The sequence below is a fragment of the Vibrio sp. A1-b2 genome, from assembly GCF_021726015.1.
In the GTDB taxonomy this organism is placed as follows: Bacteria; Pseudomonadota; Gammaproteobacteria; order Enterobacterales; family Vibrionaceae; genus Vibrio; species Vibrio diazotrophicus.
This window is the reverse complement of record NZ_JAKKCI010000001.1, coordinates 89,342-105,970: the sequence shown is the minus strand read 5'-3', so window position 1 is coordinate 105,970 and position 16,629 is coordinate 89,342. Positions and strand designations below refer to the sequence as shown.

The 16,629-nt window shown below is 43.1% G+C and carries 14 protein-coding genes; 9 read left to right on the top strand and 5 right to left on the bottom strand.

Annotated elements, in window-relative coordinates:
• The first annotated feature begins 48 nt into the window (after positions 1–48).
• From L3V23_RS00465 to gntR, 5 genes are all read left to right on the top strand, one after another.
• Complete coding sequence (locus tag L3V23_RS00465; RefSeq protein ID WP_042487747.1) at positions 49–606, top strand: TRAP transporter small permease subunit; 558 nt, start codon at positions 49–51, stop codon at positions 604–606.
• Positions 599–1,915 carry a TRAP transporter large permease subunit gene (locus L3V23_RS00460; protein WP_102965927.1) on the top strand — a complete coding sequence of 439 codons (1,317 nt, stop codon included), beginning with the start codon at positions 599–601 and terminating at the stop codon, positions 1,913–1,915. The genes L3V23_RS00465 and L3V23_RS00460 overlap by 8 nt, the downstream gene beginning before the upstream one ends.
• Before the next feature lie 66 nt (positions 1,916–1,981).
• Positions 1,982–2,488, top strand: a complete 507-nt coding sequence (locus tag L3V23_RS00455) for a gluconokinase (protein ID WP_102965926.1) — start codon at positions 1,982–1,984, stop codon at positions 2,486–2,488.
• Between the two features lie 14 nt (positions 2,489–2,502).
• Positions 2,503–3,972: an NADP-dependent phosphogluconate dehydrogenase gene (gndA, locus tag L3V23_RS00450; RefSeq protein WP_102966068.1), complete on the top strand. Its 1,470-nt coding sequence runs from the start codon at positions 2,503–2,505 to the stop codon at positions 3,970–3,972.
• Between the two features lie 125 nt (positions 3,973–4,097).
• Positions 4,098–5,099 (top strand): gluconate operon transcriptional repressor GntR, encoded by a 1,002-nt coding sequence (gene gntR, locus L3V23_RS00445; RefSeq protein WP_102965925.1) that lies wholly within the window; start codon positions 4,098–4,100, stop codon positions 5,097–5,099.
• Positions 5,100–5,138: 39 nt separating this feature from the next.
• Here the strand turns inward: gntR and L3V23_RS00440 are convergent, their stop codons facing one another.
• Positions 5,139–6,035 (bottom strand): DUF3943 domain-containing protein, encoded by an 897-nt coding sequence (locus L3V23_RS00440; protein WP_102966067.1) that lies wholly within the window; start codon positions 6,033–6,035, stop codon positions 5,139–5,141.
• 180 nt (positions 6,036–6,215) lie between these two features.
• Between L3V23_RS00440 and L3V23_RS00435 the strand changes: the two genes are divergently transcribed.
• On the top strand, positions 6,216–7,454 hold the full coding sequence (locus L3V23_RS00435) for a CinA family nicotinamide mononucleotide deamidase-related protein (protein ID WP_102965924.1): 1,239 nt from the start codon (positions 6,216–6,218) through the stop codon (positions 7,452–7,454).
• 237 nt (positions 7,455–7,691) lie between these two features.
• A complete protein-coding gene (locus tag L3V23_RS00430; protein ID WP_102953074.1) occupies positions 7,692–7,952 on the top strand; it encodes a 30S ribosomal protein S6 modification protein in 261 nt (86 codons plus the stop codon).
• A gap of 45 nt (positions 7,953–7,997) precedes the next feature.
• On the opposite strand, the gene yfaE is transcribed toward L3V23_RS00430, so the two are convergent.
• From yfaE to ubiG, 4 genes are all read right to left on the bottom strand, one after another.
• Positions 7,998–8,276, bottom strand: a complete 279-nt coding sequence (gene yfaE / locus L3V23_RS00425) for a class I ribonucleotide reductase maintenance protein YfaE (protein ID WP_102953075.1) — start codon at positions 8,274–8,276, stop codon at positions 7,998–8,000.
• Positions 8,276–9,409: a class Ia ribonucleoside-diphosphate reductase subunit beta gene (gene nrdB / locus L3V23_RS00420; protein ID WP_042487730.1), complete on the bottom strand. Its 1,134-nt coding sequence runs from the start codon at positions 9,407–9,409 to the stop codon at positions 8,276–8,278. Before nrdB ends, yfaE begins: the two co-directional genes overlap by 1 nt.
• Before the next feature lie 73 nt (positions 9,410–9,482).
• Positions 9,483–11,765 (bottom strand): class 1a ribonucleoside-diphosphate reductase subunit alpha, encoded by a 2,283-nt coding sequence (gene nrdA / locus L3V23_RS00415; protein WP_042487728.1) that lies wholly within the window; start codon positions 11,763–11,765, stop codon positions 9,483–9,485.
• A gap of 448 nt (positions 11,766–12,213) precedes the next feature.
• The gene (ubiG, locus tag L3V23_RS00410; protein WP_180980302.1) at positions 12,214–12,927 is read right to left on the bottom strand and encodes a bifunctional 2-polyprenyl-6-hydroxyphenol methylase/3-demethylubiquinol 3-O-methyltransferase UbiG; all 714 of its coding nucleotides are present in this window, start codon (positions 12,925–12,927) and stop codon (positions 12,214–12,216) included.
• Between the two features lie 371 nt (positions 12,928–13,298).
• Between ubiG and gyrA the strand changes: the two genes are divergently transcribed.
• Together gyrA and L3V23_RS21390 are read left to right on the top strand one after the other, a co-directional pair.
• Positions 13,299–15,947, top strand: coding sequence for a DNA topoisomerase (ATP-hydrolyzing) subunit A (gene gyrA / locus L3V23_RS00405; protein WP_102965923.1), 2,649 nt, complete (start codon positions 13,299–13,301; stop codon positions 15,945–15,947).
• Positions 15,948–16,361: 414 nt separating this feature from the next.
• Positions 16,362–16,541, top strand: a complete 180-nt coding sequence (locus tag L3V23_RS21390) for a hypothetical protein (RefSeq protein ID WP_042487715.1) — start codon at positions 16,362–16,364, stop codon at positions 16,539–16,541.
• The last annotated feature ends 88 nt before the right edge of the window (positions 16,542–16,629 follow it).

The following is a 16,629-nucleotide window of genomic DNA, read 5'->3' as shown; positions in this document are numbered from 1 at the left end:
TTAGAGAGGGTGTTTAGGCCCTCTCTCATTTCACTAAAAGAGTTCGTTATGAGCGAGAATAAGCTACAGGCTACATCACACCTTGATGACCAGCCAAAGAATGCATTAGACCGAGCAATCATACGTATCGGAAACACCCTTAGCTTGCTGTTTCTTTTGACTGTTGCGATTTCTTTCTACGAAGTTGTTATGCGCTACGTTTTTGACGCTCCAACGACGTGGGTGCATGAAACCGCAGCCTTTATCGGCGGGTGTTTGTTTGTGTTCGGTGGTGTGTATGCAATGGCCTCGAACAAGCACGTTCGAGTGGTTCTTATCTACGACAATGTTTCAAAGCGCGCTAAACACTATCTCAATATGGTTCACCACATTGTCGGTTTGGCGTTCGCACTAATGATGGCTTATGCCTCATATATCACGGTAGAAAGCGCATGGTTTGCACCATGGGGAGAGATGCGTTTAGAAACATCTGGTTCAGCTTTCAACCCGCCTTATCCTGCGCTGCTTAAAGCGGTTATTTTTATCACTTTGATCATTTTGGTAGTGCAGTTTGTCCTGCATATGATTCAAGAGATTCAAGCCTTAAGGAATAAACACGATGTTTGATTTATCTTCTATTGGTATTGAATGGGGCAGCTTGCTGATGCTGGTCATGATGATCGGCTTATTGCTGACTGGTATGCAGCTTGCGTTTGTTACCTGTTTTGTCGCTATCGTATTTACTTTAGGCTGGTTTGGTGTTGACGCGATTCCTTTGGTCACCAGCCGCATGTACAGCTTTGCATCGGACTACATTTTCTTAGCTATTCCGATGTTTGTATTAATGGCAGCCATGCTGGATCGCTCGGGTATCGCGAAAGATCTGTTCGACGCAATGAAGTCTGTGGGGCGTAAAGTTCGCGGTGGTGTTGCAGTTCAAACGCTATTGGTAGCGGTCTTACTGGCATCAATGTCTGGTGTTATCGGTGGTGAAACTGTTCTGCTAGGTATTTTGGCACTGCCACAAATGCTTCGCTTGGGCTATGACCGTAAGCTTGCTATTGGTACAACGTGTGCGGGTGGCGCGCTAGGTACTATGCTTCCGCCAAGTATCGTTCTTATCATCTATGGCATGACCGCAAGTGTATCCATTGGTGATCTGTTTAAAGCGGCATTTATCCCTGCATTTATTCTAGCGGCTTGTTATATCGCTTATGTATTGATTCGTTGTTATATCAATCCTTCTCTGGCACCTGATTTTAGTGATGAAGATTTAGAAGACGAAAATAAGCCAAGTTACTTCAAAGCACTTTTCTTCCCATTGTTATCAGTGGCAGTGGTTCTCGGCAGTATTTATACCGGTGTCGCTTCTGTAACTGAAGCTTCAGCTCTTGGTGTTGTTGGTATCATGATCAGCGCGGTAATCCGTAAAGAAATGAGCTGGAAGATGCTGCAAGAGAGTGCGATGGCGACAATGCGCACCTGCGGGATGATCATCTGGATTGGTATCGGTGCGAGTGCGTTGGTTGGGATTTACAACCTGATGGGCGGTATCGACTTCGTTGAAGAAACCATTCTTACGCTTTCTGGCGGCAGCGCATTCGCAACACTGTTCATTATGATGGTGATTCTACTCGTACTAGGTATGTTCTTGGACTGGGTGGGTGTTGCACTGCTAACCATGCCAATTTTCGTACCTATTATCACGAATCTAGGATTTGACCCGATTTGGTTTGGTGTCGTGTTCTGTCTGAACATGCAGGTTTCTTTCTTATCACCACCATTTGGTCCGGCGGCATTCTACCTTAAATCGGTAGCGCCAAAAGAAATCAGCTTAGGTGAGATATTCCAGTCACTGATTCCATTTATCTTTATGCAAATTTTTGTTCTGGGTTTGGTCATTGCTTTTCCGCAGCTCGCTATGTGGTGGAAATAAAAGCAACCCATTTTATTGAATTTAGTAAGGCGGCTACGGTGAGAGTAGTCTAGGGAAGTGTGTTCAATGGACCCAAAGAAAATATTGGTTATGGGCGTTTCAGGTTGCGGTAAGAGCTCGGTTGGCAGCGCTATCGCAAAAGCATTGAACCTGAAATTCTTTGATGGTGATGACTACCACTCTGAACAGAGTGTAGAAAAGATGAGACAAGGGATTCCTCTTACTGATGAAGACCGTATTGGTTGGCTGCAACGTTTGAATAGCCTGTTTTTAGAGCATGAGTCTGCGGTGATCGCTTGTTCTGCTTTGAAACCCGAATACAGAGACATTTTACGCAACAACAATCAGGACTTAGCTATTGTCTATTTGCAAGGTGACTACGACACGATTTGGGCTCGTTTGTCACAGCGCGCAAATCACTATTTCCATGGTGAGAAGATGTTGAAAAGTCAGTTTGATACTTTGATTGAACCAGAAGCTGACGAAGCCATTTTTGTTGATGTTTCCTCATCTATGGAAGAGGTGTTAGAGCAGGCACTTCAAGGGCTTCGTAACAAAGGAGAAAGCGCTTGAATTATCAGATTGCTATGGTTGGATTAGGCGTAATGGGTAAGAGTCTTGCGCTTAATCTGGTTGACCACGGGTTTTCAGTGGTGGGCTTTGACCTAAGCCAAAGTCACTGTTTACGAGCGGATAAGGAAGCTCAAGAACTCTCCTTAAATCCGAATAAAGGGCAGTTCAAAATAGCGCAGAACCTAAAGAACTTGCTCTCTTGCTTGGCAACACCAAGAGTGATTGCCTTATCGGTTCCTGCTGGAGAAATCGTTGATCAAGTCATCGAGCAACTGTTGCAAAATGGCTTGGAAGCGCAAGACATTGTTATTGATACTGGCAACAGTTTGTGGACCGACTCTGAACGTAGAGAAGAGGTGTTTGCTGGTCGTCTGCGATTCTTCAGTACTGCTGTTTCTGGTGGTGAGCAAGGTGCCCGACACGGCCCATCTTTAATGGCCAGTGGTGATCCTGTTGCATGGAAGCACGTTGAACCTATGTGGACTGCAATTGCCGCTAAGGTCGATTCGAACGGTTTATCCATCGATTCTCATCAGTCAGGCGAGGCATGTGCTGCATATTTAGGTCCGGCTGGGGCAGGGCATTACGTGAAGATGGTGCACAACGGCATTGAATATGCCGATATGCAAATTATCTGTGAAGCGTATCAGTACATGCGCCAAGTTTTGCAGATGTCTGCCACCGAAATCGGTGAAGTGTTTACGGTTTGGAATCAAGGTGCACTTAACAGCTATCTGATGGAAATCAGTGCAGACATACTCAAGCAACACGATCCAAGAACGGGCAACTCGTTGGTGGATATGATTCTGGATGTCGCGGAGCAAAAAGGTACTGGGCTTTGGACAGCGGTCAATGCGTTGCAGATGGGAAGCCCTGCGACAACGATCGCTCAGGCTGTATTTGCTCGAGCATTAAGCGCTAATAAAGGGCGTCGAGTAAAAGCCTCTTCCATATTGCCTTCAGTGAAGCAAACTTGCTTGGAAGACAAGACACAAGCCCTGAAAGCACTAGAGGATGGTTTGTATTGTGCGAAATTAGTCACTTATGCCCAAGGTTTTGACTTACTCAAGAGTAAATCAGAGCTTGAGGGCTGGCAGCTCAATTTCTCAGACATTGCGAAAATATGGCGTTCTGGCTGCATTATACGTGCGGCATTCTTGCAAAACATTTCCGCTGTATATGAGCAGAATTCTGAACTTGAACATCTGTTATTTGCCGAAGATTTCATTGAGCAGCTTTCCAAGCGTGTATTAGGCTGGAGATCCTGCAGTGCTCAGGCAATATTATCCGGTGTTGCTATGCCAGCAATGACTTCGGCATTGAATTACTACGATGCTTTGTCGAGCTCACTATCTCCGGCGAATTTGCTGCAAGCGCAGCGAGATTACTTTGGTGCGCATACTTATGCGCGGGTGGATGAGCCATCTACGGATAAGTTTCATTTGCTTTGGGAAAGTGAAACTCGACTAGAAACTAAACGTTAATCAATAAGCGCCTTTTATCTGGGCGCTTTTTTGATAACAGAGTCAAATAAATAAGTGCGATTAAACCTATTTCTCTATTGAGCTCTTGAGTACAATGTTACCAGTAACAAAGAGAATATTTATTTATGGTTAGTAAGAAAAAACGCCCGACGCTTCAGGATGTAGCGAATTTAGTCGGAGTGACCAAAATGACAGTCAGTCGCTGTCTACGTGATCCCAATTCTGTATCTCCTGCGGTACAAGAGAAAGTGCTCGCAGCTGTCGAGGAGCTGGGCTATATCCCCAATCGTGCTCCTGATATTTTGTCGAATGCGAAAAGCCATGCGATTGGCGTTCTTGTTCCGTCTTTAACTAACCAAGTCTTTGCAGAAGTTATTCGAGGTATTGAGCAAGTGACTGGGCCTGCTGGCTACCAAACTATGCTTGCGCACTATGGTTATAGCTCTGAGCTGGAAGAGCAGAGTGTGGCTTCATTACTCTCCTATAACGTGGACGCTATTATCCTTTCTGAAAATGTTCACACAGAACGAGTAAAAAAAATGCTGCAAACCGCGTCTATTCCGGTGGTAGAAATTATGGATTCTATCTCCCCGAGAATTGAACAAGCGGTGGGTTTTGACAACTTTGCAGCCGCGAAAGATATGACAAAAGCAATGTTGGCAAAAGGATGCAAACAGATTGTCTATTTAGCCGCACGAATGGATGAACGTACCCGTCAAAAAATGTCTGGTTTTAATCAGGCGATGAATGACGCTGGTTTAGAACCTTTGGCTCTGCAAACGGAAGCTGCCTCATCGTTTACTTTGGGTGCAAAGTTATTGGGTGATGCAATTGAAAAACACCCCAAGGTTGACGGCATATTTTGTACCAACGATGACTTAGCGATTGGTGCGTTTTATGAGTGTGTAAGGCGCAACATCTCTGTTCCTAACCAAATTTCTATCGCAGGTTTCCATGGGCACGATATTAGTCAGGCTATGACACCAAGGTTAGCCACAGTGGTGACTCCACGTGAAAAAATCGGCCTGATTGCGGCAAGAGAGATTATGAATCGACTCAATGGCGAAAAGGAATACCAAGAGTGCATTGATCTTGGCTACCGAATTGAGTTGGGAGAGAGCATTTAAAAGCGCCAACACAGCGCTTTTAAATGTCAAAAACTGAAATTAGAACGTCACTTTGAAGTTCAAAGAGTAGAACTGGTCGTCGTAAGGTACGCCTGAACTTAGCGCAAAGTTCGCAGCATCGTTATTACCATACCAAGGGTCCGTTTGCAGCTGAAGTTCTGCTGAACCACCCCAAGCATTGCTCACCCAGCCGTGAATATGACCAACAGGGTTCAGGAAGAACAAGCTAATATCACCCACGGTTTCAGAACCTAGAACTTCACCGCCATTGGCGACGATTTCTTGCTCTGTCTCGAACATGATCTCACCCACGACCGCACCAAAGAATGGCGTGATGAAAAGGTCTTGATAGGACGGTACTTCTGCAAACGCTTCTACGCCGTATTCCCAGAAGAATGCGGACATAGTGAACGAATACAAGAAAGACTGAAATTCGTTGTAACCAGCATGACGCGCTGCAGTGTAGTACACGCCGCCAAAATAGGGGTGCATGATGTAGTTTAGGTAGTGTTCATCTCTGTCCCATACTGGACCAGATGAGACATTGTCTTTCCATTTTTTGCCTAAGCCGCTAAGGTCGCGATCTTCTGCATCCCATTTAGTGACGGATTCGGGAAGAAGTGTCATAAGTGCAACGGTTGCAACACTCAAACCCAGAATGGTATAGGTTTGTTGTCTTAAGTATTCTGCATCTTTTTCGTTAGATACCGTCAGGTATCTAGGGTGTGGGGCATCAATTTGCAAGTCCTGTTGCTCAGAAAGGCTCATTGAAAACGGAGAAGGTGCTTGATAAGAAAGTGGAGAATTAAAAGTACAAAAAGAATCCGCACAGTATCCTGAGTAGTCAAGTTCGAGAGGTTGTTTGTCAAAGTAGGTACTTGCATTTGCACAAGCTGACATTGATAACGTGAGGGCTGTGATAGTTTTCTTTAGCACAAAAGGCTCCAAGGCACTGTTTTTAATGATCGCTGTCACAATTATCCATTAAACTCTTGAGCATGGAAACATCAAATTGCACATAAACGGAAAACTTCTGGAGAAATAACACATTCCAGAGGATATAGTGAATGTCATATAACCGAGTATAGGTTAGGTAAATATATTAAAGGTAAGAATATGCTCAAAGTTGCAATGTTAAGCACTGGTGAGGAAGTGTTGCATGGAGACATCGTTGATACCAATGCTGCTTGGTTATCGCGAGAGTTTTTCCAAAATGGTTTTGCGTTAAACAAACGCTCAACGGTAGGGGATGCAAAAACTTCACTAGTCGAAGAGCTATTAATGCTGAGCTTCAACGCAGATGTAGTGGTAGTGAACGGTGGCCTAGGACCAACGACCGATGATCTAAGTTCGGAATGCGCAGCATTGGCCGCTGAACAAGAACTCAAACTGTTTCCTGAATGGCTAGAGAAGCTAGAAACCTTTTTTGCTCAGCGTAAAATCAAAATGCCGGAAAGTAACATTAAACAAGCCATGTTGCCTGAGAAAGCGATCATTCTCGATAACCCAATAGGCACAGCTTGCGGCTTTAAGGTTCAAATCAATGACTGCTGGTTCTACTTCACTCCGGGTGTACCAAAAGAATTTAAGCTCATGGTCAATGAGCAGATATTGCCAGATCTGAAAAAGCAGTATCCTCAGCAAGTTGGTTTGGAGTGCAGTCGTCTCTATACATTTGGCACGACGGAATCGGGTATATCCGACAAGTTGGATAAACTTCACCTTCCTCAAGGTTATGTACTCGGTTACCGCTCCTATTTGCCGTTTATTGAAGTGAAGTTGTTTGGGCCTCGCAATGACTTAGATACGCGTGTAAAGCTGCTACAAATGATTTACTCGCATTTAGAGCAACATGTTGTGAGTGTTGATGAACCGATGCTTGAACATATCGGACATCTTATGGCTGAGAAAGGGATGTCGCTTGCTTTGGCTGAGCAATCAACTAAAGGTTGGCTATCCAATTGGCTTTTAAGTAATGCCGAAATCGAGAAGCTTAGCGGGCATAGCTGGATTCTCAGCCATAAAGCTGAGGAAGGTTTGGGGCATCAGGATCCGTTGGCTGCTTCTTTTGCTTTGGCGGCAGCAACGAAAGAAAAGTGCGCCACTGATCTTTCCCTTGTAACAGGCATGCTCAATGAAGACCATTTCACGGTTTCTTTGTCTGCTCCGCAAGGCGAGTGGGGACAAACGGTGAAGTTCAACCGCGCTTATGCTTCTGGAGAACAGAAGCAAATCATCGGTACTATTGCCGCTGATATGTTGCGTCGTTATTTGGAAGGTAAACCTATTCTCGCCAAGTACAGTTCAGTGACGACGGTTAAAGACATGTATCTTCCAAGTAGTGTTTTGGGTTGATTTGCACACCTTGAATTCCGCTAGTTTTATTTTCCGTACGATGAATGGTAATAAGCTGATGAATAATTGGCTTATTACCGAAATCGACATTATCTCTTTTCATATGCGTAAATTGTCTAAGATCTAAACCGATGATTTTAAGAGAGGTAAAAATTCGTCTCACAAATGAGTCCAAAATTTCTCAATTTTGTTTGTAAACTGAAAGCTCGTCGCTGTGACTTCGGCAGGAGGCTGGATATGTTTTCACAATCAAAAATCTTAGTGTGGTACGAAATTGCAAGCCAAAAAGTAGTGTTAGGAGAAGCACTTACCGGTAGTGGTGAGGATTATGATGTTGTTTCACTTTGGCGTCATGCGCCAGTCGACAATAACAATTCAAGCTATCCTGGCTATCGCTTGTCTTTGTATGATGATGGCGGTAGGGAAATCGGTCATAAATCCGTTTCTATGGGAACGGCAGATGAAATTCTATTTGGAATGAATAAAGCCAGAGCTTAGCTCTGGCTTCAATTTATCCTGCTTGTGCGAACAAATAACGCGGGATTATGCTCGTTTCGCTTTCGGCTGGTAATGCACATCGGATAGTTCAACTGGCGTTTTTGCTTTACATATGCAAGGCAAAATTTCATTGCTTTGCGTATACGCCATTGCAAAACCAACATATTCGACTTCGCCGGAGAGAAGCGTGCAACGACACGCTCCACAATGGCCATCTCGGCAGTTGTATTCCGGTTCTAACCCAGCCTGTTCCATTGTTTCTAGCAATGTGTTTGACGGGTTAGATTCAATAGTGATTATTTTGTTGATTTTGACCGTTGCCATTACAGCTCAAAGCCCTCGAAATCGTCTGCGCCAACTTCGTTATCGATTTGACCAACGAGGTATGAGCTGATTTCTGCTTCCTGTGGAGCAACTTGAACGTTATCAGATGATAACCAAGCGTTGATCCATGGAATAGGGTTGCTGGTTGCATTCGGGTATGCCGCATCAAGACCCACAGCTTGCATACGGATGTTCGTGATGTACTCAACGTATTGAGAAAGAATATCTTTGTTTAGACCAATCATAGATCCATCTTTGAACAGATATTCAGACCACTCTTTTTCTTGTTCTGCTGCAGCTTTAAACAAGTCAAAACACTCTTGTTTGCACTCTTCTGCAATTTGTAAGAACTCAAAATCGTCCATGCCGTTGCGAAGCAGATTGATCATGTGCTGAGTACCAGTAAGGTGCAGCGCTTCGTCACGAGCGATAAGCTTGATGATTTTCGCGTTACCTTCCATCAGCTCACGTTCTGCGAAAGCGAATGAACACGCAAAACTTACGTAGAAACGAATCGCTTCTAGCGCGTTTACAGACATCAAGCACAGGTATAGCTGCTTCTTAAGTCCAGACAGGCTTACTTTGATTGTTTCGCCATTAACCGTGTGTGTACCTTCGCCGTAACGGTGATAATCGTTGGTTAACTGGATCAGATTGTCGTAGTAATGCGCGATGTCTTTCGCACGTTTAATGATGTGTTCATTTTCTACGATATCGTCAAATACAACCGCAGGGTCATTAACGATGTTACGGATAATGTGCGTGTACGAACGAGAGTGAATTGTTTCTGAGAAAGACCAAGTTTCAATCCACGTTTCCAATTCTGGTAGTGAAACCAATGGAAGTAGAGCAACGTTAGGACTACGCCCTTGGATTGAATCAAGAAGAGTCTGATACTTTAAGTTCGAGATGAAAATATGCTTTTCATGATCAGGTAACTTGTTGTAATCAATACGGTCACTTGAAACGTCAACTTCTTCAGGACGCCAGAAGAACGAAAGTTGCTTTTCGATCAACTTTTCAAAAATGTCGTATTTTTGTTGGTCATAGCGAGCCACGTTAACTGGCTGACCAAGAAACATTGGTTCTTTAAGTTGGTTATTCTTTTTCTGAGTAAAAGTACTGTAAGCCATTTGCTGTCATCCATTTTGCCCTTTGCCTTCGTCAAAGGGCATTCAAATCAGTTAAAAATTCGAGTCAATCAGATTAGATCTTGCAACCGCCACCTGCGCAGTCGTCATCTTGTGGCTGCACCACGTCTTTTTGATCGTCTTTCGCACCATCACGAGTGTTATGGTAGTACAGCGTCTTCACACCAAACTTGTATGCAGTCAGCAGATCCTGAAGCAGTTTCTTCATTGGCACTTTGCCAGACTCAAAATTGCTAGGGTCGTAGTTGGTGTTCGCTGAAATAGCTTGGTCAACGAACTTCTGCATGATACCAACTAGGTGTAGATAACCATCGTTAGAACCGATGTTCCAAAGCAACTCGTAGTTTTCTTTGTATTTTAGGAACTCTGGTACAACTTGTTTCAAAATGCCGTCTTTTGATGCTTTTACTGATACGTAACCACGAGGTGGTTCGATACCGTTAGTTGCATTCGAAATCTGAGAAGATGTCTCAGAAGGCATCAGTGCAGTCAGAGTTGAGTTACGTAGACCGTGCTCCAAGATCTCTGTACGTAGTGCGTCCCAATCATAATGAAGTTCTTCATCACAGATTTTATCTAGGTCGCGTTTGTACGTATCAATTGGTAGCAAGCCCTTCGCGTAATTTGTTTCGCCAAATAAAGGACACTTACCGTGTTCTTTCGCGAGCTGTACAGAAGCTTTTAGCAAGTAGTATTGCATAGCTTCAAAAGTACGGTGCGTTAGAGCGTTTGCACTGCCGTCTGAGTATTTAACGCCATTCTTCGCTAGGTAGTATGCGTAGTTAATCACACCCACGCCTAGCGTACGACGATTCATCGTTGACTTATAAGCGGCTGGTAGTGGGTAGTCTTGATAATCTAACAAAGCATCAAGTGCACGAACCACTAGGTCTGCTAGCTCTTCAAAATCGTCTAGATTTTCAATCGAACCTAGGTTGAATGCAGACAGAGTACAAAGTGCAATTTCACCATTGTCATCTTCAACATTAGTTAAAGGTTTGGTTGGCAGTGCAATTTCCAAACATAGGTTTGATTGACGTACTGGAGCCACACTCGCATCAAACGGGCTGTGAGTATTACAGTGGTCAACGTTCTGAATGTAAATACGACCTGTAGAAGCACGTTCTTGCATTAGTAGCGTGAACATTTCAAGAGCTTTAACGGTTGTCTTCTTAATCGAAGCATCGTTCTCGTACTTGACATATAGACGTTCGAATTCGTCTTGATCTTGGAAGAACGCATCGTAAAGTCCAGGTACGTCAGAAGGTGAGAACAGAGTAATGTTTCCGCCTTCCACTAAACGTTGGTACATCAGTTTGTTTAGCTGAACACCGTAGTCCATATGACGAACACGGTTTTCTTCAACACCACGGTTGTTCTTAAGAACCAATAGTGACTGAGCTTCACCGTGCCATAGAGGGTAAAACACCGTTGCTGCGCCACCACGAACACCGCCTTGAGAACAACATTTCACTGCTGTTTGGAAGTATTTGTAGAATGGAATACAACCTGTGTGGAAAGCTTCACCACCACGGATTTCTGAGCCCAATGCACGAATACGACCAGCGTTGATACCAATACCTGCGCGTTGAGAAACGTAACGAACAATGGAGCTCGCTGTTGCGTTAATAGAATCTAAGCTGTCGCCACACTCGATCAGTACACATGAGCTGAACTGGCGGGTAGGCGTACGCACACCAGACATAATTGGTGTAGGTAGGGAAATCTTGAATGTTGACGTCGCATCATAGAAACGCTTGATGTAATCCAAACGAGTGTCTTTTGGATACTTCGCAAACAAACATGCCGCTACAAGAATGTAAAGGAACTGAGCACTCTCATAAATTTGGCCTGTCACTCGGTTCTGTACAAAGTACTTACCTTCAAGCTGTTTTACAGCAGCATAAGAGAAGTTTAAGTCACGACGGTGATCGATAAAGCTGTCTAGCTTGATGAAATCTTCACGCGTGTAATCTTCCATTAAGTGCTTGTCGTATTTGCCTTTCTCAACCATTGAAGAAACATGTTCTAATAGTGTTGGTGGCTCATATTGACCATAAGCTTTTTTGCGTAGATGGAATACCGCTAATCGCGCAGCCAAATATTGGTAATCTGGGCTCTCTTCAGAGATCAGGTCAGCTGCTGATTTAATAATCGTTTCGTGAATGTCTGATGTGGTAATGCCATCGTAGAACTGGATGTGAGCACGAAGTTCCACTTGTGATACAGAGACATTTTGTAGACCTTCAGCAGCCCATGTGATCACTCGGTGGATCTTATCCAGATCAATAGTTTCTTTGCGGCCATCACGCTTTGTGACAGTGAGTTGTTGGTTCATTCTGCTTCATTTCCCTAACAAAACTGATTAAAACCGTTTTTATATGTAATTCTTGTAAAATTATTAACGGTTTTGTGATTATGCTCGTCCTATATCTAGTGGCTTAGACACTACATATAGGGGTGCATCAGTGTTCGAGTTACAACATAGTGCTATAACCCCTTTAATGCAAGTTACAGTTTAGGGGAAACTTTGTGGATAACTTTGAAAATGAAAAAAAACGTTAGTAGCCACTAACTGATGATCTAAGAACAGAGTTGATTGTAAAAAATCGAGCTTTCAAGATTGGTTTATTCGTAACCGATCAAAAAAAAATTTCCTTGATCTTTAACTAAAAATTCGAGCCAAATTTAGTTGATTCAAAATGGAACAGAATGCACGAAAATCGTGCATAAAAATGAAATGTTTCTCGAAGTAGTTGAGGGTTAAAAAACCCTCAACTTTGTGATCAGAACAAACGCGTGTGAACGATGTAGTTCACATCAACATTTTTCCCTAAGCGATATGTGTCAGTCAGCGGGTTGTAAAGTAAACCAGTGATACCTTGTTCTTTAAGGTGTGTTTGATCGACCATTTTAAGCAGCTCAGAAGGACGAATGAACTTCTCGTGGTCGTGAGTACCTTCAGGGACAATCTTCATCAGCTTTTCTGCGCCTACGATGGCAAAAAGATACGATTTAATGTTGCGGTTCAAAGTAGAGAAAAAGACGTGACCGTTCGGTTTGACCAATGCAGCACAAGACTTAACTACGGAAAGCGGGTCTGGAACGTGTTCCAGCATTTCCATACAAGTCACCACATCATAGGTTTGTGGGTTTTCTTTTGCGTGGTCTTCGATTGTACTCTGGATATAAGTGAGCTTAGTTCCAGTTTCTAACGCGTGAAGACGAGCGACTTCCAACGGTTCTTTGCCCATATCTAAGCCCGTAACTTCCGCACCTTCGCGAGCCATGCTTTCGGCTAAAATGCCACCACCGCAGCCCACGTCCAACACTTTCTTGCCGAAAAGACCATCCGCTTTGTCGAGAACATAATTGAGACGAAGAGGGTTAATCTGGTGAAGAGGTTTGAATTCGCCTTCTAGATCCCACCAACGAGAGGCCATGTCCTCGAATTTTTTTATTTCGTTAGGGTCGACGTTTTGATTTTGAGTTGTCGTCATAGTGAATTTGCCTTTAATACTCATCCGTGGTTACGTTGGCATTATAACGTTATGAGTAAATCAAACCAGTTGTTCTCTATTTGTTTAAACAAGAATTGATTGTTTAGTAAATATATGGGCAAAAATTAACCATTTATCAGTTGGATATGGGAGAAGTGTGTAATTTCTCCACATTTTAGAGGCAACAAACATCACAACCTGATAAAAGGGCAATGAAAGTTATGCCGAACCGTTATAAGTTGTGTTATATTTTTTCACCTTATAAGTATCAATAATATCTGGAAATTGGAAAACAGTGTCTATTCGGCTTATTTGTAGTAATAGTTCACTGTCTGGATATACCGATCAAACTATAGAGGGATAAAGGCTCTATGAGCGATCTAGCTAAAGAGATCACGCCCGTAAACATTGAAGATGAGCTTCGAGGTTCATACCTAGACTATGCGATGTCAGTTATCGTTGGTCGTGCTCTTCCAGATGTGCGTGATGGTCTAAAACCAGTACACCGCCGCGTTCTATTTGCTATGAACGTATTGGGCAACGATTGGAATAAACCATATAAGAAATCTGCCCGTGTGGTAGGTGACGTAATCGGTAAATATCACCCACATGGTGACAGTGCTGTATACGATACTATCGTACGTATGGCACAGCCGTTCTCACTGCGCTATATGCTAGCGGATGGTCAAGGTAACTTCGGTTCTATCGATGGCGACTCTGCTGCGGCAATGCGTTATACCGAAGTTCGTATGGCTAAAATAGCCCATGAACTGTTGGCTGATTTAGATAAAGAAACGGTTGATTACGTAGACAACTACGATGGTACTGAGCAGATTCCTGCTGTACTGCCAACGAAAGTTCCTAACCTGCTTGTGAACGGCTCGTCAGGTATCGCAGTAGGTATGGCGACCAATATTCCGCCACACAACTTAACTGAAGTTGTGAATGGATGTTTGGCATTCATCGAAAATGAAGACATCACTATTGATGAGTTGATGGATTACATCCCAGGACCAGATTTCCCAACCGCAGCATTGATTAGTGGTCGTAAAGGTATCATTGATGCCTATAAGACTGGTCGCGGTAAAGTTTACATGCGCTCTAAAGCTGATATTGAAGCAGATAAGAGTGGCAAAGAAACCATCATCGTTTCTGAAATTCCGTATCAAGTGAACAAAGCTCGCTTGATTGAGAAAATTGCGGAACTAGTAAAAGATAAAAAAGTTGAAGGCATCAGCGCACTACGTGACGAATCTGATAAAGATGGTATGCGTATTGTTATTGAATGTAGACGTGATGCAGTTGGTGAAGTTGTTCTGAACAACCTATATGCAAACACTCAACTTCAAACCACTTTCGGGATTAACATGGTTGCCCTTGAACATGGCCAACCAAAACTGTTTAACCTGAAAGAGATGATTAAGTGCTTCGTAGACCACCGCCGTGAAGTGGTGACTCGTCGTACTATTTTTGAATTACGTAAAGCTCGTGAGCGTGCTCATATCCTCGAAGGTTTGGCACTAGCACTGGCAAATATCGATGCAATCATCGAGTTGATCCGTAAGGCTCCAACACCAGCAGAAGCTAAAGTTGGTTTGATTTCACGAGGCTGGGATCTAGGCAACGTAGCGGCAATGCTTGAGCGTGCTGGTACAGATGCGGCTCGTCCAGAGTGGCTTGAAGCTCAATACGGTATTCGTGATGGTCAATATTTCTTAACTGAGCAACAAGCTCAGGCGATTCTAGAACTTCGTTTACACCGTTTAACGGGTCTAGAACACGAGAAGATTCTTGATGAATACAAACAGCTTCTAGAAGAAATTGCAGAGCTACTGCATATTCTTGGCAGCACTGAGCGCTTGATGGAAGTTATCCGTGAAGAGCTAGAAACGGTTCGTGATGCTTTTGGTGACGCACGTCGTACAGAAATCACAGCTGCAAGCCATGACATTGATATGGAAGAGCTGATTGCTCGTGAAGATGTTGTTGTGACTCTATCTCACGAAGGCTATGTGAAGTATCAGCTTCTAAGCGACTATGAATCTCAACGTCGTGGTGGTCGTGGTAAGAGTGCAACACGCATGAAAGACGAAGATTATATCGAACGTCTACTCGTTGCGAACACTCATGACAACATTCTATGTTTCTCTACGCGTGGTAAGACATACCGTCTGAAGACGTATCAATTGCCGTTAGCGAGCCGTACTGCTCGTGGTAAGCCAATTGTTAACTTACTGCCGCTTGAAGAAAACGAACGTATCACAGCGATTCTGCCTGTAACTGAGTTCAGTGAAGATAAATTTATCTTTATGGCAACGGGTGACGGTACTGTTAAGAAGACGTCTTTGGATCAGTTCGCCAACGTGCGTGCAAACGGTCTGATAGCTCTTAACCTACGTGATGAAGACTCTCTAATCGGCGTTGATATTACAGACGGCAACAACGACATCATGTTGTTCTCGCAATCAGGTAAAGTTGTCCGCTTCAACGAACAACAAGTTCGTGCGATGGGACGTACTGCAGCTGGTGTTCGTGGTATGAAGCTGAACGGCGAGGATCAAATCGTTTCTCTAATCGTTCCTAAGACTGACGGTAACATACTGACAGTAACGGAAAATGGTTATGGTAAGCGTACTGTTCTAAGTGAATACCCAGCGAAGAGCCGTGCAACACAAGGTGTTGTGTCGATCAAAGTCTCAGAGCGTAACGGTCTAGTTATCGGTGCGGTTCAAGTGGAAGAAGGCGACGAGTTCATGATGATTACTAACGCAGGTACGCTTGTACGTACTCGTGTTGGTGAAGTGAGCCAAGTTGGCCGTAACACTCAAGGTGTAACACTTATCCGTACAGCGGAAGATGAGAAAGTTGTTGGGCTACAACGAATCGAAGAAATTGAAGAAACTGAACTTCCTGAAGGGGAAGAGGGTGATGAAGTTTTAGATTCGTCAGTAGAGTCAGCGGATAGCGTTGAAATTGAGAGTGATGATTCTGAAACTGATAGCGAATCCGATTCAGAATAAATAATCTTCACTATATAAAAAGCCGAGTATTAAATACTCGGTTTTTTTTCATCTAAAAAACAGCGATACCACTTTAGAAAGCGATATTTGCGTATATTTGAAACTCTATGTGATATCAAATCATTAATAAATGAAATATTAGTATTTATTAATGTATGAAATGTAAAGAGTGGTTTATATGAAGTGGCATTAGAGTGAAGTGAATATGAATAAAGCGTAAATTTTTGCAAGGTAATCTAGGTGATCAAAGAACCAAGGTAATTGATCTAACTGAATATTTTGGATCAAAATTAGCACCTATAAAAAATCAAATGTAAAGTGTGACGACAGTTCCATTAATATGTTTTTTGTCACAAAATTGAATTTTAAATGGTATTATTTTTGAGAATTAATGCTTATTAATGGATTAAGGCAGTGGACCAACTGATGATTTATAAATTGAAAGAAGCTTTTCATGAACAAATTAGTTCTCTGCAGCCATATTCTTCGACTCCGTCTAAATCAACGTTATCGTTACTAACTGCAGAAGAATTGAAAGAACTAGAACAGATTTGGATTGATTTCACTATGTGGAAGAAAACTCAGAAAAGCTAAGTCAATCTAGTACTTGTTACCCAGCTTATTACAGCTGGGTTTTTTATTGCCGTTTTTCGAAATTGTTATATTATAACAACAAAGCTTG